The following is a 20,395-nucleotide window of genomic DNA, read 5'->3' on the forward strand; positions in this document are numbered from 1 at the left end:
TATCAGCGTTTCTTTGTATGTGCTACGACTAACTTCGCCATTTCATATGCCGTTTTGGGTGGTTCGGCATCCGTCATTTTCTCAATCAGCAATTCTTCATCCGCTTTCAGCTGATCCAAGGCTTTCATAAAACGCTCGGGAGATGCCTCTTCTTCTTCAAGGACCAATGCGAAGCCATTTTTACGGAACAGTTCAGCATTTAAAATCTGATCGCCCCTGCTTTTTTGTCTGGACAACGGAATCAGCAGCATCGGCTTTTTCAGGGCCAGAAACTCGAATATCGAATTGGACCCTGCGCGAGATACGACAAAATCGGTCATATGCAGAAGATGAGATAATTCATGTGTTACATATTCAAATTGGCAGTATTGAGCGATGCCTTCCAGTCCTTCGTCGATGTTCCCTTTACCGCAAAGATGGATGACATTGAATGTCTGCATGATTGCCTGAAGGTTTGAACGGATAGCTGTATTGATGACTTCAGATCCCTGGCTGCCGCCCATGATCATCAATACCGGGAGATCATTTTCAAAATGGCAGATTTCGCGCCCTTTCGCGGCAGATCCATCCATCAATTCACTGCGGATGACTGAGCCGGTGCACGTTGATTTCTCTTTTGGCACATGCTGCATCGTTTCTTTGAAGACGGTGAAAATATGATCTGCGAAAGGCATGGCTATTCTATTCGCCAGCCCCGGGGTTACATCGGACTCATGGATGATGACAGGAATGCCCATCAGTTTCCCTGCCATTGCAACCGGCACTGATACGAAGCCGCCTTTTGAAAATATAGCAGCCGGTTTCGTCTTCCGGATGATGTTCATCGATTGCCCTAGACCGGCAACTACTTTGAATGGATCCGTGAAATTCTTCATTGAAAAATATCTTCTTAATTTACCGCTTGAAATTGCGTGGTATTTAATATCAGGATAAGAGTCGACGATCAATTCTTGTTCGATGCCATCCTTTGACCCGATATATTCGACATTATAATCCATGCCGGTAATTTCAGGGATCAATGCCTGGTTCAATGAAACATGGCCGGCAGTTCCACCGCCAGTCAGTATAATTGTGCGTTTATGCATTCTGTAATCCTACTTTCATCATTTGATTGGTCTGATTGATTCAATTTTGTGTAAATTTATATCGATGGTTTCTATGCTATACTTGTCTTAATTTGCCTTTAAGATAGAGTATTTCAGGAGGATGGATCATGTACGAAACAAACACCAAAACAGATAAATTGAAATTATTGGTAAAAATTGTATTTCCAATTTTAATCACGCAAGTCGCTATGTATCTGGTGACATTTTTCGATATTTATATGACCGCCCGTTACGGCACAGATGATCTGGCCGGAGTTTCAATAGGTTCATCATTCTGGGTTCCGGTTTATATCGGACTTGCCGGAATTTTAATGTCCATTACTCCAATTGTAGCACAATTGATGGGGGCCAAGAAAAAAGAAAGTGTTAAAGAAGCTGTGCAGCAAGGGATTTATCTGGCGATTTTACTGGCGGCGATAGTCTTTATGTTCTTCTTCCTTTTCATCGATTCATTACTCGGTTTCATGGACCTGGAACCGGCTGTAGCTGATGTGGCAAGCAGATACATATTTGCCATGAGCCTCGGCCTTATACCGTTGTTCGTATACAACGCTCTGCGTTCTTATATCGATGCGCTCGGTGCCACCCGTGTTACCATGGTGATTACCTTACTGTCAGCACCGATCAATGTTTTCTTCAATTACCTGTTCATCTTCGGAAATTTCGGTTTCCCTGAACTTGGAGGGGCAGGTGCAGGACTTGCATCCGCTATTACATACTGGCTGGTACTGGTGATTGCCTCGGCCATCATCCATACCCAATCCCCTTTCTCCTCTTATCGGATCTTCAGGAAATGGGAAAAGGTCTCGTTCACACGGTGGAAAGAAATCAGCCGCATCGGTGTGCCGATTGGAATCTCCATATTTGCCGAGACCAGCATATTCTCCGCTGTGACATTCATGCTTGCCGTATATGGGACTATCACCATAGCCGCGCATCAAATCGCTTTGAACTTCACTTCCCTGCTTTATATGCTGCCGCTCAGCATCTCAATGGGCGCCACTATCCTCGTCGGATATGAAGTCGGTGCGGCGCGTTACAAAGATGCACGGCAGTACAGCTGGTTGAGTGTAGCGACAGCCATTGCAATCAGCTTTGTATCTGCAGGAATTCTGTTCTTCCTGCGGGAACCGATTGCACAACTGTATTCTTCGGATCCCGCCGTTATTGACCTCGCTGTACAATTCCTGGTTTTCGCGGCGTTATTCCAGTTGTCAGATGCAGTCCAGGCACCTGTACAAGGTGCACTGCGTGGTTATAAAGATGTCAACATCACGTTTATCATGGCCCTGATCTCCTATTGGGTAATCGGCCTGCCTGTGGGTTACCTATTGGCACGGTTCACGGATTTCGGCGCATTCGGATACTGGATCGGATTGATCGCCGGCCTGACCGCCGGTGCCATCACATTATCCATCAGACTGCTTATCATACAAAAGAAATTTAAAATGAGTCAGCTGTATTAAGGATTGAATCATACAAATTTCATAGAATAAAAATAACCGCCCCTGATTTGGGGCGGTTATTTCTTTTGCAGCTCAGTCCAACTGGGCTGCTATTTTTTTATACTCTTCAATCAGCTGCGCTTTCTCCTGCTGCTTTAGCGGTGAGTCATTGATCCGTTCAACCGCAAGTTCCAGCTTTTGCTGTTTTGTCTTGCGGACCCGCGGGTGAGTCAGTTCATCCTTTAATTCTATAACAATGTAACGCTGCATATCCTCTTCTGATTCTATGTTGGCTGTCGCATGCCGCTGCGGCCAGATTTTTTTGAAAGCCTCCAGGATATTCATGGCAGCTCGACTCCGTCAATGCCTTCTCCAATTACGACAATCTGCGGCTGCATCTTCATATACTCTGGAAGCCATTGAGCCATTCCATATGCATATTGGAATGCATGCGGATATTTATAGCCGTCAAGCGGAACATAGCCTTTTATCCGGTAAACAGTCTCAGGCAACCTTCTTAACCAGTCTTCGAATTTTTCACGATTGACCGGTTGGCTGAACCGTAGCACTTTCGTGTTTAAATTCAGTTTGCTGATTTCTGCTTTTTCTACAGTCCCTTTAGTTCTTGCGGTCAGATTCTCTAATAATGCGTATGGTATTTTAGAATTGGCAGTTTGGACGATCCGGGCTTTTGAATTCAAGGATTGCATACCGAAAACCGCATCGCCTTGTTCCTTTTCATCCAGCAAATCCATTTTATTCGCCAGGATCAGATCGGCGTGGCGAATCTGTTCTAGGAACAATGAACGGATTTGGGGAGACATGCGGTCTCTGTCCAGCCACCGTTTACTGTCAGCGACTGTAACAATACCCCTGAAATTCAATTGTTCAGCGAATAGCGGGGAAAAGATTGCATCCAGCGCTTCCACCGGGTGCGCAGCCCCTGTCGTTTCAATCAAGAGAACATCAAATGTTTCTTCTGCGAGCAATGTTTGAATTTGCGCCTCAGATTTTTCAGAACCTGTGCAGCAAATGCAGCCGTCAAGCAGTTCCTTAAGGGGGACGCCGTCTTCCACTTCATCTGAGTCGACATTCAGTTCGCCCAGTTCATTCATAAAAACAGCCGGCTTTAAACCGGCATCTTTTATTTGGATCAGCATATTCTTCAAAAGAGTGGTTTTGCCGCTCCCCAAAAATCCGCTGAATAAATACACATCAATCATGAAAACCCTCCTCTATTTCCTTAAATTTTAACATATTGCCTCAAAACAAAAAGGCCCGCTTCTGCGGGCCTTTTAAATCATTCTGCAGATTCTTCCTCGGCTTCTTCGGCTTCTTCATCCGTTTCCGGTTCAGAAGCTTCAATACCGGCTTCTTCCATCACTAATTTCTTAGCTTCAAGAAGCATAGGATCCTCTTCTTCGATTTTAGCGCGAAGTTCATCCATCAAGGCATAAATACTGTCACCAGTGAGGATGCCAGTCACTTCAAGTTCCTGGTCTTCCTGGAACGCTTCTACTGCCTGCGTCATTTCTTCTTCAAATACGCCATCCACTTCACCGACTTCATATTCCAGTGCCTCCAGCATTTTTTCAGCTGTACGCACCTGCTCTGAAATCGTACCATCCTTCAATTCAATAGAAGCATCGATAAACGGCAAGGAAGCGTATTCCGGATAATCAACTGCCACATCCGGTTCGATTCCTTTTTCGTGGATCCAATTGCCATCAGGTGTCAGCCATTTGGCAGTCGTGAATTTCAAATTTGATCCATCGGCAAGATCGTTAGCGGTTTGGACAGTGCCTTTACCGAAAGTTTTTTCTCCGACTAGCTTAATGTCAGCAGATTCACTCATGGCTCCTGCCAAAATTTCAGATGCGGAAGCACTTCCGCCATCAATCAACAGGGTCACGGGAATTTCGACTTTATTGCCATCAGTCGCCAAATAGATTTCAGGATCCTGGCCTTTAGCCTGGACCTCGAACATTTCTTTGCCTTCTTCAATGAACAGGTTTGAAATATCCAGTGCTGACTGGAGCAGACCACCTGGATTTTGACGAACATCGATTACCATCGCTTCCATTCCTTCATCCTTCATCTCAGCGATAGCAGTTTCCAGTTCGCTGAATGTGTCCTGAGAGAAGCTGGTGATCTGAATATGCGCTACATTATCACCGATCATTTCGGAATAGACTGTCTCGATCGGAATTTCATCGCGTACGATTGTCACATCTATCGGATCCTGCATGTCTCCACGCATGATCGTCAATGTAACTTCTGTCCCTTTTTCGCCGCGGATAAGCATCACAGCCTCAGTCGTACTGAAACCTTGGATGCTTTCGCCGTCGACCGCGATGACCTGGTCATTCGGCTGGATGCCCGCTTTTTCAGCAGGTGAATTTTTTATCGGTGAAACGATTGTAATATAGCCGTTCCGTTCCTGGACTTCTGCTCCGATGCCTTCAAAGCTTGAAGAAATGCCTTCAAGGAATTGAGAAGCTTCTTCTTCGTTCATGTAATCGGAATATGGATCGCCCAATGAATCGACCATGCCGTTGATGGCACCATTGATCAATTCCTCCCGGTCGACATCTTCATAATAATTATTTTGGATTTCATCGTATGCAGTGTAAAGCTTCTGGAACTCCCGTCGTTCCGGCGAGTTCACTTCCACTGCTTTTTCATCACCGAAGGTCAGTGCAAAAACTGTTAATCCCGCAGTAGCCAGTATCAGTACCACCACCAGCATGATGAAGGAGAAAGTTTTCAGGCGTATATAATGGCCCCGTGATTCTTCTGCTGGAGGCAATTGCTCATTTCCCTCTTCTGGACGTTTATCATCCATCTATTTCACCACTTTCGTAATTGCCGGCAAACCTTAACGCTTCAGCCAGACTTCTATATTAGAAAAAAAGACTGCTTTGAACAGTCTCCTTTTTTATTGCGCAGTATTGGTTATTCCTGGATTGCCGCTTCGAGTGCAACAACGATCATATCGTTGAACGTCGTTTGGCGCTCTTCTGCCGACGTCACTTCGCCAGTCAATAAATGGTCGCTTACTGTCAAAATCGACAATGCCTGCGCACCGAATTTAGCTGCCAAAGTATACAATGCAGAAGATTCCATTTCAAGGGCAAGAACTCCGTATTGCGCCCATTTTTCATGTTCAGCATGGTCGTTATAGAAAACGTCTTCAGTGAACACGTTGCCTACGCGCAAGTTCAAACCTTTTTCAACGCCTGCGTTATAAGCTTTAAGCAATAAGTTGAAATCAGCGGTCGGAGCATATGACACATTGCCAAAAATGATTGAATTCATGTTCGAGTCAGTAGAAGCACTTTGTGCCAGAATTACGTCACGGACTTTTACATCTTTATGGATTGAGCCGCAAGTGCCTACGCGGATCAGCTTTTTCACATCGTACTCGTTCATCAATTCAGTTGTATAGATAGAGATTGAAGGAACACCCATTCCTGTACCTTGTACGGAAATGCGTTTGCCTTTATAAGTACCGGTATAGCCGAACATGTTTCTGACTTCGTTGTACAAAGTTACATCTTCCAAAAACGTTTCAGCGATATATTTCGCGCGAAGCGGATCTCCCGGAAGAAGGATCGTATCGGCGATATCGCCTTTTTTAGCATTGATATGAACACTCATGATAAAACCTCACTTTATTTTAGTCGTACTAATCATACTGTTTTTTGGCATTGAGTGCAACGAAGAGCTTTAAAGACTGGTGTATTCATCCCACAAATCATCGAAAACCGATGCTTTCATGACGGGATGAGCCCGTTCCTCGAGATATCTTGAAATCTTTTCAAAATCCTTAGTTGTTTTAGGAAACGAATGATCTAAAAACATTGCATCCGCAAACCGTGAAAAATCATCGGCCTCCGTTTTCCCCCGATATGATAAAGCAAAATGATAAAACGACCGGTCCATCGGTATGAATTCCCTCCTTCATCTCAAACTGAAAGCCCCGGACAACCGGCCCGGGGCTAACAATTTCTATATTAGCTATTCTGCTATGATAATCGACTGTTGCTTTGAGCCAACATCATTCCTGCTCGAATAATGCTTTGTATTCCGAATAGCCTTCTTTCTCCAGGTCTTCCTTCGGAACAAAACGCAGGGAAGCGGAATTGATGCAGTAACGCAATCCGCCAAGTTCCGACGGGCCGTCCGGGAATAAGTGTCCAAGATGTGAATCAGCAGTAGCCGACCGCACTTCGGTACGGCGCATGCCATGGCTGGTATCGAAACTCTCTTTCATTTCTTCGTCTTCAATCGGTTTTGAAAAGCTCGGCCATCCACAATGTGCATCGAATTTATCTTTAGAGCTGAATAACGGTTTTCCGGATACGATATCCACATAGATGCCGTCTTCGAAATGCTGATCATATTCTCCTTGGAACGGCGGTTCCGTTCCATTTTCCTGCGTGACATGATATTGCATCGGTGATAATTTCTGTTTTAATTCATCCTTCATTATTGCTCACCCCAATTTCGTTGAATAAAAGCGGCTCTTCCGGATCCGACGGAATATCGTTCATAATGCGCCGCATTCTTCTTATAATAATCCTGATGGTACATTTCAGCCAAATAGAACGGCTTGGCTTCCAGAATAGGCGTCACAATCGGTTTATCGAATTTGCCGGAAGCTTCAAGATCAGCTTTTGATTTTTCAGCAGCAGCCCGCTGTTCCTCCGAATGATAGAAAATTGCCGGCGCGTATGAAGAACCGCGGTCAAAGAACTGACCGCCGCCATCCGTGGGATCAATCTGCGACCAAAAAACTTCCAGCAGTTTTTCATAAGGATAGATTTCAGGCTGGAATACAATTTCAACCGCCTCTTTATGGCCTGTCAGATTCGTACAGACTTGTTCGTATGTTGGATTTTCCAACTCTCCGCCCGTATAGCCGCTGACGACCGATTCGATTCCAGGCAAGCTGTCGAAAGGTTTGACCATACACCAGAAGCAGCCCCCTGCAAATGTCGCTTTTTCGGTTTTCATATTCCTGCACCTCTTCCTATTGGGTTATGGTAACACGTAATCGGATATCATCCTCTTCAAGGTTAAAGGCTTCCGCTCTCACACTGATGCCATCATCAAGGGGGATATCAGACAAACGAAGCAAAATTTCCTCAGAACCGGGATCCACTTCCATGAACTCCGGCAATGTAACCGAATCTCGCAGCAGTTTCAAAGCCGATTCGGGGGGGATGTCGAGCATACCGATATTTACTGATTTCTGTTCAAGCAAAAGATTGCCATCATCCTGCACATAAGGTTCAAATTTGAGCAATATCGGCAAGGTCATGGAAAACACCTCCAATTCAGTGGATAATGCCACGTCATCGTTCACCGATAATGTCAACGGTATAGGCTGGTCTTTCATCGCATCCTGTATATAAGTGTTCGCAATCCCTTCAAAATCTGCTTTTGAAGTTCTGACTGTTAACGTATTGCCTTCTGCAAACGCGCGTTTTTCCGCTTCATAACTGATATAATCCTTAGCGGGTATCGTCACATAAAAAATAAATGCTATCAATGCCAATAAGTTAACAGCCAGCAGGATAGTAAATGCTGTGCGCCAAATTTTCAAAACCCCTCACCCCCTGTCTTCAAATATCAATCCACATTCTTCCATCCGTTCCAATATGCGTTCCGTCATTAAATCGTATCCATTTCCATTGGGGTGGAAAAAGTCTGTATGATAGACGAGATTATCATTTCCTTGAAATAAGTCCTGGACCGGTACGAAACATGCCTGCGGATCGTCCGCCAAAGCTTCTTGCATGACCCCATTGTAGGCTTCCATGATTTCATCGAACTCTTCGATTTCATCAGTGATAAGCGAAAATGGATTGTAGACGCCAACCATGATCAAGGGAGCTTGAGGGTTCATTTCCCGTATAGTGGCATAAATATTCTCATATCTGTTTTCATACAGAAGCAACTCTTCCCGAAAAGCTTCAAGATTCAAATTGAATAAATCCCGCTTCACAATCCGCATGATATCATTGCCGCCTATCGTCATGACGATATAATCCGCTTCTGTGACAGGGCCTGTCAATTCACCTTTTTGAAACATTGACAATAGCTGGTCGCTTCTGCGTCCGCGTTTCGCTGTATTTTCAACAGCTGCCCCCCGGACCCCGGGCCAATCCCTGATTTCCGCAGCCAGCCGGCCTACATATCCGCCTCTATTCGCTTCATCACCGACACCTTGCGACAATGAATCACCCAAGGCCGTGATGACCAGTGCCTGCGGAACAAAGTTCGGCGGCACCTGGTAGCCGGCGAAAACCGTCTGGACTCTTGGTGCCGCTTCATCATTGCCAAAAATAAAGGAGGAACTGCATCCCGCTAACAAAACTATGGCTAATAAGACAATATACAGGATGCGTTTCACTTATTTCTCTCCTTTACCTTCCTCAAAATCTTATAAAGTCATGTCATTCGGCATAAAACATGAAACCTATGGCTCCCAATCCGGTATGAGTTGAAATAACCGGAGTAGTGAAATCAAATTTTATATCTTTGAACCCTGATTCGATGATTCGTTCACGCAGCGGTTCAGCCATCGCTAACCCACCAGCGTGCACCAATCCCACACCCTTTACCGTCTTGCCTTTTGTGCGGTTTATAAAATCCTCAAAAAGATAGTCCACCACTTTTTTATGGCTGCGGGCTTTTGCGACTGGTGTGTATTCGCCGTCATCAAGTGAAGCAATCGGTTTGATCTTGAGGAATGAGCCGACCATTGCGCGACCTTTGCCAATGCGACCACCTTTCACAAGATTATCCAGCGTATCCACTACCACAAATAGCTTCGTGTTCCTTCTGATTTCATCGACTTTGGCCACAATTTCCTCCATCGACTTTCCTTCTTTCGCCATTTTCGAGGCTTCGATCACCTGGAAAGCAAGCGCATAGGAAATATATCTGGAATCGATCACTGTAACATCTGTATCGGTCAATTCCGCTGCAGCACGGGCAGACTCGACTGTCCCACTCATGCCCCCCGTCATATGGATGGATAATACCTGATCACCATCTTTACCGAGTTCATCGTAAAGTTCCTTGAAAACACCTGGTGCAGGCTGAGAACTCTTCGGCAATTCTTCGGATTCCGCCATCAGCTCCAGAAATGATTCCGGTTCAAGATCAACCCGGTCAAGATAGGTTTTATCACCGATCTGAATGGATAATGGCACCATATGCACGCCATACTGCTTTAATACTTCAGGACGCAGATCCGAAGTCGAATCCGTCACTATGTGAATCCTTGACATGACTTCACTTCCTTTTTTCTTATATACCTTATTTCCTATTCTAAAAACATAAGAGAACCATAGCAAATGATATGGCTGACTCTAGCGTCCAGCAGAACTCCATACTGAACTATTTTTGCAGATTCCCGGCATTCTGAAGTGCCGCTTCAATTTTATCCTTCACGAATTGAATAGCTTCCTTGGAAGGCATGGATTTGAATGTTTCATGCGCAATCGGCTCCAGGATTTGTAATCTGACCTGTGCCGGCTTGATCTTGTTATTGTTTTTCTCCATGATATCAGCCGTACCTTGGATAGCCAGCGGTAATATCGGCACTCCGGCATCGGCCGCGATACGCATGAAGCCTGCTTTAAACTCCCCTAGCCCATTTCCTTTGCTTCGTGTGCCTTCAGGAAAAATCAATATCGAATGGCCTTCTTTTAACTTCTCAGCTGTATCGGATATCGATTTCAAAGCACTTCTTCGGTCTGTCCTGTCGATGAATACGCAATTCATGTCTTCCATATAGACCGGAATCACCGGCAGTTTTTTCACTTCTTTCTTGGAAATGAAACCAAAAGGCTTCGGTATGCTGGAGAGTATAACCGGTATATCAAAATTACCTTCATGGTTGCTGACTATTAGAACTGGCCCCTCCGGCAATAGTTCCAGGCCGGTCACTGACACCTCACTTTTAGTGCGTTTCATGATGCCTGCCGCCCATTTCCTCGGTTCTGTATGAATCAGCTCGTCATATTCAGTGATTGTCAAATGAGGCTTTTTCTTTTGGAAACTCTTCAGCTTCACCGCTGCAACCGGCAAATAACCGAACAAAAAAGAAAAAGTCCTGATCGAATTAAGCATGTGCAGATCCTCCGCTTTTGCGTTCGAATATCAAATAGCTGAAGGAAACACCGCCTGATTCAAGGCGTTCCGACTCGGAAACAAGAGTCCAACCGTCGCCGTACTCCGGAAAATAGGTATCCCCTTCGAATTCATCGTGAACAAGCGTCACATAGAGGCGATCAGCAGTTGGCAGGACATATCTGAAAATCTGCTCTCCGCCGATCACCATAACTTCCGAATGCACTTCTTCTGCAAGTTTTACAGCTTCATCGATGGAATGGACGACATCCACTCCTTCGATCGCCAAGCCTTGCTGGCGGCTGACCACAATATTGCGCCGTTTCGGCAATGGCCTTCCGATTGATTCGTACGTATTGCGCCCCATTACAATGCCTTTATTCAATGTATGTTTTTTGAAGTAAGCAAGATCTTCCGGTATGTGCCATGGTAATTGATTGTCCCGTCCGATAATGCGATTCGGATCATGTGCTACCATCAATGAAATCATTTGTTTTTCCTCCTATACAGCTACAGGTGCTGAAATCCTCGGATGTGGATCGTAACCTTCTATGCTGATATCGTTCATTGTCAGATCAAAAATCGATTCGACGTCTTCGTTGACTTTTAATGTCGGCAGCTCTTTCGGCGTTCGGCTGAGCTGTTCTTTCACTTGTTCCATATGATTCAGGTAGAGATGTGTATCTCCTGTAGTATGGACAAAATCACCTACATCCAGACCGCATTCGCGTGCAATCAGGTGCGTCAGCAAGGCGTAGGAAGCGATATTGAAGGGCACTCCCAAAAATACATCAGCGCTCCGCTGATATAGCTGGCAGGATAATTTTCCGTCCGCCACATAAAATTGGAACATCGTATGGCAAGGCGGCAATGCCATGTCCTCAACAAATTCCGGATTCCAGGCAGTCACCAGGTGTCTCCTAGAATCCGGATTTTTCTTGATGGCTTCAATGACATTTTTCAATTGATCGATCGTGTCGCCAGTGGTCGCCTGCCATGAACGCCATTGTTTGCCATATACAGGACCCAGATCGCCGTACTTTTCTGCAAAATCATCGTTTTCAAGTATGTTTTTCTGGAAAATGGCCATTTGTTCCTTATAAAGAACCTCAAATTCCGCATCTTTTTGTGCACGGCGACCGAAATCAGTCATATCCGGCCCGCCATATTCTTTGCTCGAAACCCACTGGGCAAAAGCCCATTCATCCCAGATATGATTATTATCTTCTAGAAGCGTTTTCACATTCGTATCTCCTTTGATGAACCAAAGGAGTTCTGAAACGATGAGGCGGAAAGCTGTTTTTTTCGTTGTCATCAATGGAAAGCCTTTTGTCAGGTCGTAGCGCATCTGATAACCGAATACACTTAAAGTCCCTGTTCCGGTGCGATCTTCTTTTTTCGTGCCGTTCTCTAAAATATGCTCACATAAATCCAAATATTGTTTCATTCATTTCGCCTCCATTATAAGATTAATCATAACAAAAAAACCGCTATAAATATAACGGTTTTACCAGGCTGTCGAAAAACATCATCTACTGCAATCATTTCGCTGCAGGCGGACGCGTTCCGCAGGGAGCTGCCTGAGCCTCCTCGATAGCTTACGCTATCTGCGGGGTCTCAGGACTCGCTCTGTTTCCTGCAGGAGTCGCCGCCTGCTGCTGCATTTTATATCTGTAGAAATATGTGAGTATCTTCTCAGTAAATAAATTTATTTAACCTATCTCTTTATGGAATGAGATACTAAGATATGGAGCAAAACAGCGAGACTCCCAAGGGAGCAGGCGAATGCCGACGAAGTGCTGAGATCCACTCGGGCGAAGGGGACCGAGACCGAGTTAGCTCAGCGGAAGCTCAAGGAAAGCGAAGCTGTTATGCGCAATATCGATTACTTATCTTTATCTTTTCTCAACAAGTTAAAAAAACCGTTATAAATATAACGGTTTTACGAGAGCCATTTTGGCGGAGTATTTTTGGACCAATAGATATCGCCCAATGTGATGTGCTGCTGGAAATCATCTTCCTCCAAATGGTAATGGAAGTTGAAATAATATCCTTCCTGCGGCTTCTTCTCTGTGCGGACGTGGAAACGGATCTTATCTTTATTCGTTTCCGTATCATAGATATGGAAAATCTTTTCGGAATGTTCACCGGAAGGCTTCTGAGAAATCGCCAGCCTGCGCAAGCTTTCCGAATCAACCTGAGCAAGATGCAAGTCGATCGCCTGCTGGATGTTCGGCAGAATAGCTGTCTTGAATTCATCTTCGATAACCGGACCGATGCGGGAGCCGAATTTCATATAGGCTTGCTCTTCGGCAGTCTGATGGACAGTATCCAGAATCGTCGGGTTGGTGTAATAGAATTCCGATGGGTCCAGCCAGTCATATGTATTTTGAGTATTCGGACTTTTTTGCGCATGGGTTTTGAGTTCCGGCTTGTCATCGAGCAAAGATTCCCAAATCGTATGGTTTGGAGGAATCGTGCCGAGGCTAAGGACAGCTACTGCAATCACCAGCGATTTTTGCCACCAATTTTTCATCTCAATCACCTTCAATTTCGAACAATTTGTAAACACCTTTGTTTAATTATACGAATTATAATGGTAAAGGTTTCATCTTCTTGAAATTCATTGTACAATAAAATCAGCAAATACGCGCTGTTTTTTTGAAAAAGGAGGAATTTTTCATGGATGCATCGATCCTTATCGGCCTGGGTCTCCTGCTTATGCTCGGGTACTTGACTTCATTAAGCTTCACTGACTAAGATTTCACAAGCAAGAGCCCTTCCTGTTCTCAGGAAGGGCTCTTGCTATTTCAATTTAAGTTGATGACTCCATAGTGGAATTTCGTATTGGGTCGGACACGCCGTTCAAATCCGTATTTTTCAAAATCCTGCGAACGAAAGTGCGCCTTCAGAACAACCGCTTTTCTGGCGACTCTTATTGCCTGATCCATCCATTCATCAGTGAGCTGGCCCATATTGGCACTGGAGCGGACGGGAGTGAAATTGGACGCTTCTTTGATTTCTTCAGTGAACATCGGATCCATGTAGACAACATCGAATACGTTATCTTTCAGTGTTTTTAAATAATCCACGGCTTCCGAGCTGACTACCTGCACTCTTCTCATCGCTTCTGTGAGATGCGGCATGGCATCATACCGGGACAATCCTGTTTTAAGGATGAAGGCTATATCCGGATTGCTTTCGCAGCCCACGATGCTGCCGGCAGAACCGATATACTGCGACACCGTAATGGCATCCGAAGCCATGCCAAGAGTGCAGTCAAGAAAGCTGTCTCCTGGCGCGAGCCCTGATACTTCTATAAGCGGATCCTTTTCCAATGGCCGTTTGGTACGGAAAGCCGCTGAATTCGGGTGAAAAAAGAACGGCTCTGTTTTACCCATAGGATAAAATTCAAGCCGTTCTTTTGAAGCCACGAGGATATCCGCTTGTTCATCTTCATGCATTTTTTCAACCGATCGTTTATTACGGATAATAAAGCGGATATCCAGCTCTTCAGCAATTCTTTCAGCTTCTGCAGCAGAAGCTGCAGTTGGGCGATATGCTGTGGTGATAATCGTTGCCATTATTCAGCGACCTGCTCCAAGGCCTGCTTCAGATTATCACGGATATATTCCACCGAATAGCCTTCGATCTGTTCACGCGGAATGAAATATGCCAATTGCCCATCTTTTAGAACCGCAACGGACGGCGATGATGGCGGCACTTCATCAAAGTAGCTGCGCATCTGCGCAGTAGCTTCTTTTTCCTGCCCTGCAAAAACCGTCACCAGATGATCCGGTTTCGCTTCCGTACTGTTCAATGCTTCAATTACGCCAGGTCTTGCAAGTCCTGCTGCACAGCCGCACACCGAATTGATAACCGCCAGCGTCGTGCCTTTCGCTTCGCTGATGTGTTCGTTGACATCTTCCGGAGTCAGCAATTCCTTGAAGCCATGGTCAGTCAATTCTTTGCGCATCGGTGTTACGATGCCTCTCATATACTCATCATATGCATTCATTCCACTTACCACCTTTGTGTATATTCGCTCCCTGTCACTGAAGCTCTTACTTCCATTCTAACGGAATCATCAGGTGTTTTCATGCATTTGAGGTTATTAATATTTCGGATACTCATTATTGATGAATTCAAGAAGCTGTTCGAATTGGTCTGCCTCATACCATTCATATGGCACTTGCTGGTCGACGTTCCCATCTTCCTTGATCTTTAAGCTGGTAGCTGATAATTGCACTATTCGGCTGTCATCCACATCGTCATTTTTATCTGCAATCGCATGGTCATTGAATCGCTTCAAAATTTTATTGAAAAGCTCATCCCTGGCTTCTTCATTTTTAAATTCCCATGATTCATATTTTCCTTGGCTGATTATTTCAATTGAAAAGATATTTCCTTCCATGTTAAAAGCCCTCCTTCTGAATTAAACAAAAATAGCTGTTTCAGAAGGTAATACCTCTTTCCGGATGCATGGAAACATCTCCCTCCGAAATCGGAAAGCAGAATTACAAAAAATGACCAGCGGCTATGTAAGCCGCTGGTCATTTTCTCAATTACTCTACTATTGGTTTTGCCCCTTCATGGCTTGGCGTGCTTCAGTCATCTGCTTCCACACTGAACCTTCCGCTTCTTCGCCTTGTTCAATACGGGCAATCGCCATTTTGATTTGAAGCTTCACTTCAAATTCCGTATCATTTTCAGCTTCCTTAAGTGCAGGAAGCGCTGTTTCTGTGCCGGTTTCATAAAGGAACATAGCGGCACGCCAGCGGACCAGCTTGTTTTTATCTTTTAAAGTTTCAATCATGATCGGTTCGAACTCTGCGAATCCTAAATCGCTGATTGTATCACCTGCAGTTCTGCGGACTGCCCAGCTTTTATCTTTCATTGCACGTTCGATATACGGCACGACCGCCTTGTCATCAATATCTCCCAGATAGATCGCAGCCTGTCTGCGGATCGACATTTTTTCGTCATCAAGCGCCTTATCCAGCAGCGGCAGATCCTCAAGATCCGCTTCGATCATCTGGTCGAGCAACTGGAAACGCGTTTCCCATTCGGGTACATCGAATTCTGCCGCCGTCACTTTTCTTCCGCGTGAAACGGCTTCCTGTTTTTCAGCATCTTTAGGCTGAGTCAATGCATCCAGCCGCTCCTGCGGATAAGCCGCTTCGATTTCTTCCACGACATTTTTGCCGATTTCATCTTTTTCACCGTATCGTACACCGTAATCCGCCCACTTTCGCTGCAGCAGGTAGTTTTCTTCTGTCGGATCCATGACTATGCTCATTGCTGTGACAAAACGCTCGGGCATACCAAAACGTTCCTCTGAAGCGTTATCAAATACTTTCACCTGCAGCGGTATGCCTTTGAACTCCTGAACGTGGACATATACTTCCCCGTAATGCTCATCCAGTGCTATTTCCTGTTCCATATTGTCACTGTCTTCTCCAAGTGCTCTGCGGACATCGGCAAGGATGTTTTCCCAGCCGAATTTGGCGATCCTTTCGACCGCAAGGAAATCTGCGACGTGGTACACGCCTTTTACACCTTCGATCGCCAGGATGTTTTGAATTTCCTTTGGTGCACCTTCGGGATTGTCCTGGCTATAATTATGGCTTTTGCCGAATGGCAGCTCCTGATCTATGATCACTTTCATCGTATTCGGGCTTGGTGTAGGTTCAATCGTTTTGATCTTCACAAAAATCCCTCCTGTAACTATTGGTTCATCCCTCAGCCAGCTCCTGTAGATAAGTCCAGCGGTCCAGCTTCTCATCGTATTTTTCAGTCAATTCATCGACTTCAGCTGTGAGTTCCCGTAATTTATCGTAATCCGCTCCAGCTTCAGCCATTTCTTTCTCTCGTTCTTCAATTTTTGATTCCAAGGATGAAATGTCTTCCAGAATGGTATTGTATTCCTGTTGTTCCTTGTACGTCATCTTCTTTTTAGGCTCCGTTTTCGGAGCATCCGGTGTCAGGGCAGCCACCGGTATTTTATTATCTTCTGTTAAAGGTGCTTGCTTTTCTTTAATGAATTCAGAATACAAGCCCTGATATTCTTCTATTCTTCCTGTACCGGTCGTCCATAATTTACGGGCGATACGGTCAAGGAAAAACCGGTCATGCGAAATCGTCAGCACAACACCGGGGAATTTCTCAAGAAAATCTTCCAGAACACCGAGTGTCTGGATATCGAGATCATTTGTCGGCTCATCCAGCAATAAGATATTCGGCTGCTCCATCAATAATTTCAAAAGATACAGACGCTTGCGTTCACCGCCTGACAGTTTCCCGATCTGCGTTCCATGGCCATTGGATGGGAACAGGAAACGCTCGAGCATCTGAGTGGCAGAAAGGCGGACACCTTTTTCCGCTTCATAATCATTGGAAATTTCCTGGATGTATTCAATCATTCGCTGGGATTCATTCATCTCCGGCAGATGTTGGGTGAAATGGGCAATTTTTACGGTACTTCCATATTCGAGCTTGCCTTGTGTCGGCTCGTATTCTCCGGCGATAATTTTCATAAGTGTGGATTTACCTGCTCCGTTAGGACCTACAATCCCGATACGGTCACCACCCTGAAGCAGGAAGTCGAATCCGCTGAAAACTTGTTTATCACCGAAGGCCATACCGACGTTTTTCCCTTCGATGATTTTCTTGCCCAGACGCTGGCTCTGCATCGACAACTCAAGAGAAGTATTGTCGTTTTCTTTTTGTACATTCTCTTTAATTTCATCGAAGCGCTGTATACGGGCTTTCTGCTTCGTCGAACGCGCCTTGGCTCCGCGCCGGATCCATTTCAGTTCTGAACGGAAGCGGTTTTCAAGTTTTTGCTGGGAAGCTGCCGCCATTTCTTCGCGCAATGCACGATTTTCCAAATAGTCTCCATAATTCCCTTTATGTGTATACATGGTCTGGTCCGCTATTTCGAATATATGCGTAGAAACCGCATCCAGGAAGTAACGGTCATGCGTCACGAAAAGCATGGCCGAATTCATGCGCAGCAATGTTTCCTGCAGCCATTCAGTTGACAGGGCGTCCAGATGGTTTGTCGGCTCATCCAACAGGATCAGATCACAGGGCTCGATCAATGCTTTTGCAAGCGCTACACGCTTCCGCTGTCCACCCGATAATTCACCAATCGGACGATCGAACATATCGATGCCCAGTTTAGTAAGCGCAGTTTTTGCCAATGCATTGATATCCCAGGCATTTTCGCGTTCCATGCCTTCCTGTATTTTCATCAGTTCGTCCTGCAGTTCAGTTGAACTAGAGTCGGTCATCATATTGGACAAAGCCTGTTCATAAGATCGATTCAACTGAAGAATAGGCGAGTCTCCGGAGAATACAGTTTCAAGCACTGTCAATGATTCATCAAATTCAGGGTCTTGCTTTAAATACGTAATCTCGTATTTTTTAGGATGATCCATCGCAATCGAATCCGCATCCATCTCACCAGCCACAATTGACATTAATGTCGACTTGCCAGTTCCATTGACGCCGATCAATCCGGCACGGTCCCCTGGATATAATGAAAATTCAACATTCTTGAATAAAGTTTTAGCTCCGACCGTTTTGGTCAGTTTCGTAATATTTAAGTGGCTCATGCATTACCATCCGTTTCTTTTTTAAGTTGCTCTAAAAAGGATAGCATAAATTGATGCCGTTCATCAGCTATTTGCCTTCCAGTGCCAGTATTCATCATGTTTTTCAGAAGCAATAATTTTTCATAAAAATGTGTTGCGCTGCTTGTCGGCTTGTCGCGGTATTCCTGCTCACTCATTTCGTTTCTCGGCTTTTCATCCCAATCATAAAGTTTTCGCCCGCGGGCCCCTCCGTACGCAAAAGTCCTGGCGATTCCGACAGCCCCTATCGCATCAAGCCTGTCAGCGTCCTGGACGACTTTCGCTTCGATGCTTGAAGGTGCTTCCCCGTTGCCGCCTTTAAATGAAACCTGGCGGATGATGTCGGTGATCCGGCTCTTTTGCTCTACTGATAAATCAAGTAAATCCAAAATTTCCGATTCGGGATCTGAATTTCCTTCCTTATATTTGGGATCGGAAACATCATGGAGCAGGATTGCCAATTCAACGATGAATGGATCAGCTGCTTCTTTTTCCATGATACGATCCGCATTGGCAAGAACCCTTTCTATATGCTGCCAATCATGGCTGGCATCAAAAGTGTCATATACCTCTTTCACTTTTACTTTGCATTTACTTAATATACTTTTCTGCATTCTCCCGCTCCTCTGTCTAAAAAACATTTTTCTTGTGTCTGCAATGTGAAATTGACGGTTCCATGGGCTTCGTGTATAGTATAAGCCATCCATTATTACTATATTAATGGTACCACGAAAGTACTCAATACCGAGGGGGAACGTGCATGCACCAGGGAATCGTAAAATGGTTTAACACGGAAAAAGGCTATGGTTTTATTGAGTATAACGATGGCGATGATGTATTCGTCCACTTTACCGGCATTAAAGGCGAAGGATTTCGCACATTGCAGGAAGGCAAACCCGTCTCGTTCGAGATAATTGATGGAAATCGTGGTCCGCAAGCCGCAAATGTAGTTCAGCTGGACTCGGAGTAATTTAAAGAATTTATGTGAGCATAGCAAAAGCAGAAACGGGGTTTCCGTTTCTGCTTTTTTATTTGTTTGATCCTGTCTTATTCAACTCATTGCCTAAAAATTGCAATTGGGTGCCGATGGTGCAATTGCTAATACAGAAACGGTGGGCGGCGGTCTTGCCTTCATCTTTACGGATTTGCGCCCTGACGAAGCAACCTTCACAGTACGTATTTAACATTTCATCTATTTCGTTTATAATCGATAATTTATTCACACAGTCACCTCTTATTAAATTGCCGTTTCATCATTTTACTACTTGTTTGTTTTTTATTCCAACAATAGTTATACTGTCAAAGGATATTTTAATGTCCAAGCGGTTCGTGAACTCCCGCTTCACCAAAACTAAGGAGGAAATAATTTGTTCAATGAATTTTTGGGCCTCGGTTTTGTCGTGGCCAATTTTGCAATGCTTATAATTATGTACAAGTTCTTCGGAAAATCCGGTTTATTCGCCTGGGTGGCCATGTCGACAATATTGGCTAATATCCAAGTGACTAAAACAATCGAAATCATCGGCTTGACTGCTACCCTGGGAAACAGTTTATACGCCTCGACTTTTCTCGCTACAGATATACTGAATGAAAAGTATGGAAAAAAAGAAGCGAAAAAAGCGGTCTGGCTTGGATTTTCAGCCTTGCTGGTCATGGTCATCGCTATGCAATTCGGACTCCAATTCATTCCTGGAGAAAGTGATTTCGCCCACGGATCACTGGAAACTATTTTCGGGCTGGTTCCGCAAATCGCTTTTGCGAGTATGATCGCTTATCTGGCTAGTCAGCATATCGACGTGCTGATTTTCTCTGCTCTCCGGAAGATCTTTCCGAAAGACAGCCAATTCTGGATCCGTAATAATGGATCGACATTATTGAGCCAGCTGCTGGATACTTTAATTTTCACCAGTATCGCATTTTACGGCTTATTCCCATTCGATGTGTGGATCCAAATCTTCATTTCGACATATATTCTAAAATTCATCGTGTCCATTCTTGATACGCCGTTCGGCTATCTTGCCAAAATGATCACGCCAAATGATGAAAAGCGGGTGTAGCA

At 44.8% G+C, this 20,395-nt stretch carries 25 protein-coding genes; 3 read left to right on the forward strand and 22 right to left on the reverse strand.

Going from position 1 to position 20,395, the window contains the following annotated elements; translation table 11 throughout:
- Nucleotides 1-2: 2 nt before the first annotated feature.
- Nucleotides 3-1,085 carry an undecaprenyldiphospho-muramoylpentapeptide beta-N-acetylglucosaminyltransferase gene (locus tag D2910_RS02685; RefSeq protein WP_117312325.1) on the reverse strand — a complete coding sequence of 361 codons (1,083 nt, stop codon included), beginning with the start codon at nucleotides 1,083-1,085 and terminating at the stop codon, nucleotides 3-5.
- A 128-nt stretch (nucleotides 1,086-1,213) separates the two neighbouring features.
- Here D2910_RS02685 and D2910_RS02690 point away from each other — a divergent pair, with 128 nt between their 5' ends.
- Nucleotides 1,214-2,572, forward strand: coding sequence for an MATE family efflux transporter (locus D2910_RS02690; protein WP_117312326.1), 1,359 nt, complete (start codon nucleotides 1,214-1,216; stop codon nucleotides 2,570-2,572).
- Nucleotides 2,573-2,644: 72 nt separating this feature from the next.
- Here the strand turns inward: D2910_RS02690 and D2910_RS02695 are convergent, their stop codons facing one another.
- The 20 genes from D2910_RS02695 to D2910_RS02790 all read right to left on the reverse strand — a co-directional run bounded on the left by D2910_RS02695 (nucleotide 2,645) and on the right by D2910_RS02790 (nucleotide 18,950).
- Nucleotides 2,645-2,896 (reverse strand): hypothetical protein, encoded by a 252-nt coding sequence (locus tag D2910_RS02695; protein WP_240633539.1) that lies wholly within the window; start codon nucleotides 2,894-2,896, stop codon nucleotides 2,645-2,647.
- Nucleotides 2,893-3,774, reverse strand: a complete 882-nt coding sequence (locus tag D2910_RS02700) for a CobW family GTP-binding protein (RefSeq protein WP_117312327.1) — start codon at nucleotides 3,772-3,774, stop codon at nucleotides 2,893-2,895. The genes D2910_RS02695 and D2910_RS02700 overlap by 4 nt, the downstream gene beginning before the upstream one ends.
- 77 nt (nucleotides 3,775-3,851) lie before the next feature.
- Nucleotides 3,852-5,396 (reverse strand): lmo1851 family serine protease, encoded by a 1,545-nt coding sequence (locus D2910_RS02705; RefSeq protein ID WP_117312328.1) that lies wholly within the window; start codon nucleotides 5,394-5,396, stop codon nucleotides 3,852-3,854.
- 110 nt (nucleotides 5,397-5,506) lie between these two features.
- Nucleotides 5,507-6,211, reverse strand: coding sequence for a purine-nucleoside phosphorylase (gene deoD, locus D2910_RS02710; RefSeq protein WP_084245666.1), 705 nt, complete (start codon nucleotides 6,209-6,211; stop codon nucleotides 5,507-5,509).
- A 69-nt stretch (nucleotides 6,212-6,280) separates the two neighbouring features.
- The gene (locus tag D2910_RS02715; RefSeq protein WP_084245664.1) at nucleotides 6,281-6,496 is read right to left on the reverse strand and encodes a YozE family protein; all 216 of its coding nucleotides are present in this window, start codon (nucleotides 6,494-6,496) and stop codon (nucleotides 6,281-6,283) included.
- A 115-nt stretch (nucleotides 6,497-6,611) separates the two neighbouring features.
- Nucleotides 6,612-7,043 carry a peptide-methionine (R)-S-oxide reductase MsrB gene (msrB, locus tag D2910_RS02720; protein ID WP_117312329.1) on the reverse strand — a complete coding sequence of 144 codons (432 nt, stop codon included), beginning with the start codon at nucleotides 7,041-7,043 and terminating at the stop codon, nucleotides 6,612-6,614.
- Nucleotides 7,043-7,570 carry a peptide-methionine (S)-S-oxide reductase MsrA gene (gene msrA, locus D2910_RS02725; protein ID WP_117312330.1) on the reverse strand — a complete coding sequence of 176 codons (528 nt, stop codon included), beginning with the start codon at nucleotides 7,568-7,570 and terminating at the stop codon, nucleotides 7,043-7,045. Before msrA ends, msrB begins: the two co-directional genes overlap by 1 nt.
- Before the next feature lie 16 nt (nucleotides 7,571-7,586).
- Nucleotides 7,587-8,162, reverse strand: coding sequence for a YpmS family protein (locus tag D2910_RS02730; protein ID WP_084245658.1), 576 nt, complete (start codon nucleotides 8,160-8,162; stop codon nucleotides 7,587-7,589).
- A 6-nt stretch (nucleotides 8,163-8,168) separates the two neighbouring features.
- Nucleotides 8,169-8,972, reverse strand: coding sequence for a GDSL-type esterase/lipase family protein (locus D2910_RS02735; protein WP_084245656.1), 804 nt, complete (start codon nucleotides 8,970-8,972; stop codon nucleotides 8,169-8,171).
- A gap of 43 nt (nucleotides 8,973-9,015) precedes the next feature.
- Nucleotides 9,016-9,855 carry a DegV family protein gene (locus tag D2910_RS02740; protein ID WP_117312331.1) on the reverse strand — a complete coding sequence of 280 codons (840 nt, stop codon included), beginning with the start codon at nucleotides 9,853-9,855 and terminating at the stop codon, nucleotides 9,016-9,018.
- 109 nt (nucleotides 9,856-9,964) lie between these two features.
- The gene (locus tag D2910_RS02745) at nucleotides 9,965-10,699 is read right to left on the reverse strand and encodes a lysophospholipid acyltransferase family protein (RefSeq protein WP_117312332.1); all 735 of its coding nucleotides are present in this window, start codon (nucleotides 10,697-10,699) and stop codon (nucleotides 9,965-9,967) included.
- The gene (locus tag D2910_RS02750; protein WP_084245650.1) at nucleotides 10,692-11,189 is read right to left on the reverse strand and encodes a dihydrofolate reductase; all 498 of its coding nucleotides are present in this window, start codon (nucleotides 11,187-11,189) and stop codon (nucleotides 10,692-10,694) included. Before D2910_RS02750 ends, D2910_RS02745 begins: the two co-directional genes overlap by 8 nt.
- A gap of 12 nt (nucleotides 11,190-11,201) precedes the next feature.
- On the reverse strand, nucleotides 11,202-12,146 hold the full coding sequence (locus D2910_RS02755) for a thymidylate synthase (RefSeq protein WP_117312333.1): 945 nt from the start codon (nucleotides 12,144-12,146) through the stop codon (nucleotides 11,202-11,204).
- A gap of 495 nt (nucleotides 12,147-12,641) precedes the next feature.
- Nucleotides 12,642-13,235, reverse strand: coding sequence for a YpjP family protein (locus D2910_RS02760; protein WP_084245646.1), 594 nt, complete (start codon nucleotides 13,233-13,235; stop codon nucleotides 12,642-12,644).
- Between the two features lie 274 nt (nucleotides 13,236-13,509).
- Nucleotides 13,510-14,283, reverse strand: coding sequence for a class I SAM-dependent methyltransferase (locus tag D2910_RS02765; RefSeq protein ID WP_117312334.1), 774 nt, complete (start codon nucleotides 14,281-14,283; stop codon nucleotides 13,510-13,512).
- Nucleotides 14,283-14,717: a BrxA/BrxB family bacilliredoxin gene (locus D2910_RS02770; protein ID WP_117312335.1), complete on the reverse strand. Its 435-nt coding sequence runs from the start codon at nucleotides 14,715-14,717 to the stop codon at nucleotides 14,283-14,285. Before D2910_RS02770 ends, D2910_RS02765 begins: the two co-directional genes overlap by 1 nt.
- Nucleotides 14,718-14,813: 96 nt before the next feature.
- On the reverse strand, nucleotides 14,814-15,113 hold the full coding sequence (locus D2910_RS02775; RefSeq protein ID WP_101802955.1) for a hypothetical protein: 300 nt from the start codon (nucleotides 15,111-15,113) through the stop codon (nucleotides 14,814-14,816).
- Between the two features lie 159 nt (nucleotides 15,114-15,272).
- Nucleotides 15,273-16,409, reverse strand: coding sequence for a conserved virulence factor C family protein (locus tag D2910_RS02780; protein WP_117312336.1), 1,137 nt, complete (start codon nucleotides 16,407-16,409; stop codon nucleotides 15,273-15,275).
- 25 nt (nucleotides 16,410-16,434) lie between these two features.
- The gene (locus D2910_RS02785) at nucleotides 16,435-18,318 is read right to left on the reverse strand and encodes an ABC-F family ATP-binding cassette domain-containing protein (protein ID WP_117312337.1); all 1,884 of its coding nucleotides are present in this window, start codon (nucleotides 18,316-18,318) and stop codon (nucleotides 16,435-16,437) included.
- The gene (locus D2910_RS02790; protein WP_117312338.1) at nucleotides 18,315-18,950 is read right to left on the reverse strand and encodes an HD domain-containing protein; all 636 of its coding nucleotides are present in this window, start codon (nucleotides 18,948-18,950) and stop codon (nucleotides 18,315-18,317) included. Before D2910_RS02790 ends, D2910_RS02785 begins: the two co-directional genes overlap by 4 nt.
- 146 nt (nucleotides 18,951-19,096) lie before the next feature.
- Between D2910_RS02790 and D2910_RS02795 the strand changes: the two genes are divergently transcribed.
- Nucleotides 19,097-19,306 carry a cold shock domain-containing protein gene (locus D2910_RS02795; protein WP_084245630.1) on the forward strand — a complete coding sequence of 70 codons (210 nt, stop codon included), beginning with the start codon at nucleotides 19,097-19,099 and terminating at the stop codon, nucleotides 19,304-19,306.
- A 58-nt stretch (nucleotides 19,307-19,364) separates the two neighbouring features.
- Here the strand turns inward: D2910_RS02795 and D2910_RS02800 are convergent, their stop codons facing one another.
- Nucleotides 19,365-19,559: a zinc-finger domain-containing protein gene (locus tag D2910_RS02800; RefSeq protein WP_084245628.1), complete on the reverse strand. Its 195-nt coding sequence runs from the start codon at nucleotides 19,557-19,559 to the stop codon at nucleotides 19,365-19,367.
- A 144-nt stretch (nucleotides 19,560-19,703) separates the two neighbouring features.
- On the opposite strand from D2910_RS02800, the gene D2910_RS02805 reads away from it, so the two are divergent.
- Nucleotides 19,704-20,393 carry a queuosine precursor transporter gene (locus D2910_RS02805; protein WP_101802951.1) on the forward strand — a complete coding sequence of 230 codons (690 nt, stop codon included), beginning with the start codon at nucleotides 19,704-19,706 and terminating at the stop codon, nucleotides 20,391-20,393.
- Nucleotides 20,394-20,395: the final 2 nt, after the last annotated feature.

The sequence above is a fragment of the Planomicrobium okeanokoites genome (genome assembly GCF_003428875.1).
Classification (GTDB): Bacteria; Bacillota; Bacilli; order Bacillales_A; family Planococcaceae; genus Planococcus; species Planococcus okeanokoites.

What these genes read in the sequence shown, in the direction of transcription:
- D2910_RS02740 (WP_117312331.1), bottom strand. Translation starts at nt 9,855, where the DNA reads ATGTCAAGGATTCACATAGTGACGGATTCGACTTCGGATCTGCGTCCT.
- D2910_RS02760 (WP_084245646.1), bottom strand. Translation starts at nt 13,235, where the DNA reads ATGAAAAATTGGTGGCAAAAATCGCTGGTGATTGCAGTAGCTGTCCTT.
- D2910_RS02755 (WP_117312333.1), bottom strand. Translation starts at nt 12,146, where the DNA reads ATGAAACAATATTTGGATTTATGTGAGCATATTTTAGAGAACGGCACG.
- D2910_RS02715 (WP_084245664.1), bottom strand. Translation starts at nt 6,496, where the DNA reads ATGGACCGGTCGTTTTATCATTTTGCTTTATCATATCGGGGGAAAACG.
- msrA (WP_117312330.1), bottom strand. Translation starts at nt 7,570, where the DNA reads ATGAAAACCGAAAAAGCGACATTTGCAGGGGGCTGCTTCTGGTGTATG.
- D2910_RS02775 (WP_101802955.1), bottom strand. Translation starts at nt 15,113, where the DNA reads ATGGAAGGAAATATCTTTTCAATTGAAATAATCAGCCAAGGAAAATAT.
- D2910_RS02770 (WP_117312335.1), bottom strand. Translation starts at nt 14,717, where the DNA reads ATGAATGCATATGATGAGTATATGAGAGGCATCGTAACACCGATGCGC.
- D2910_RS02695 (WP_240633539.1), bottom strand. Translation starts at nt 2,896, where the DNA reads ATGAATATCCTGGAGGCTTTCAAAAAAATCTGGCCGCAGCGGCATGCG.
- D2910_RS02750 (WP_084245650.1), bottom strand. Translation starts at nt 11,189, where the DNA reads ATGATTTCATTGATGGTAGCACATGATCCGAATCGCATTATCGGACGG.
- D2910_RS02705 (WP_117312328.1), bottom strand. Translation starts at nt 5,396, where the DNA reads ATGGATGATAAACGTCCAGAAGAGGGAAATGAGCAATTGCCTCCAGCA.
- D2910_RS02700 (WP_117312327.1), bottom strand. Translation starts at nt 3,774, where the DNA reads ATGATTGATGTGTATTTATTCAGCGGATTTTTGGGGAGCGGCAAAACC.
- D2910_RS02795 (WP_084245630.1), top strand. Translation starts at nt 19,097, where the DNA reads ATGCACCAGGGAATCGTAAAATGGTTTAACACGGAAAAAGGCTATGGT.
- D2910_RS02790 (WP_117312338.1), bottom strand. Translation starts at nt 18,950, where the DNA reads ATGCAGAAAAGTATATTAAGTAAATGCAAAGTAAAAGTGAAAGAGGTA.
- D2910_RS02765 (WP_117312334.1), bottom strand. Translation starts at nt 14,283, where the DNA reads ATGGCAACGATTATCACCACAGCATATCGCCCAACTGCAGCTTCTGCT.
- D2910_RS02685 (WP_117312325.1), bottom strand. Translation starts at nt 1,085, where the DNA reads ATGCATAAACGCACAATTATACTGACTGGCGGTGGAACTGCCGGCCAT.
- D2910_RS02690 (WP_117312326.1), top strand. Translation starts at nt 1,214, where the DNA reads ATGTACGAAACAAACACCAAAACAGATAAATTGAAATTATTGGTAAAA.
- msrB (WP_117312329.1), bottom strand. Translation starts at nt 7,043, where the DNA reads ATGAAGGATGAATTAAAACAGAAATTATCACCGATGCAATATCATGTC.
- D2910_RS02785 (WP_117312337.1), bottom strand. Translation starts at nt 18,318, where the DNA reads ATGAGCCACTTAAATATTACGAAACTGACCAAAACGGTCGGAGCTAAA.
- deoD (WP_084245666.1), bottom strand. Translation starts at nt 6,211, where the DNA reads ATGAGTGTTCATATCAATGCTAAAAAAGGCGATATCGCCGATACGATC.
- D2910_RS02745 (WP_117312332.1), bottom strand. Translation starts at nt 10,699, where the DNA reads ATGCTTAATTCGATCAGGACTTTTTCTTTTTTGTTCGGTTATTTGCCG.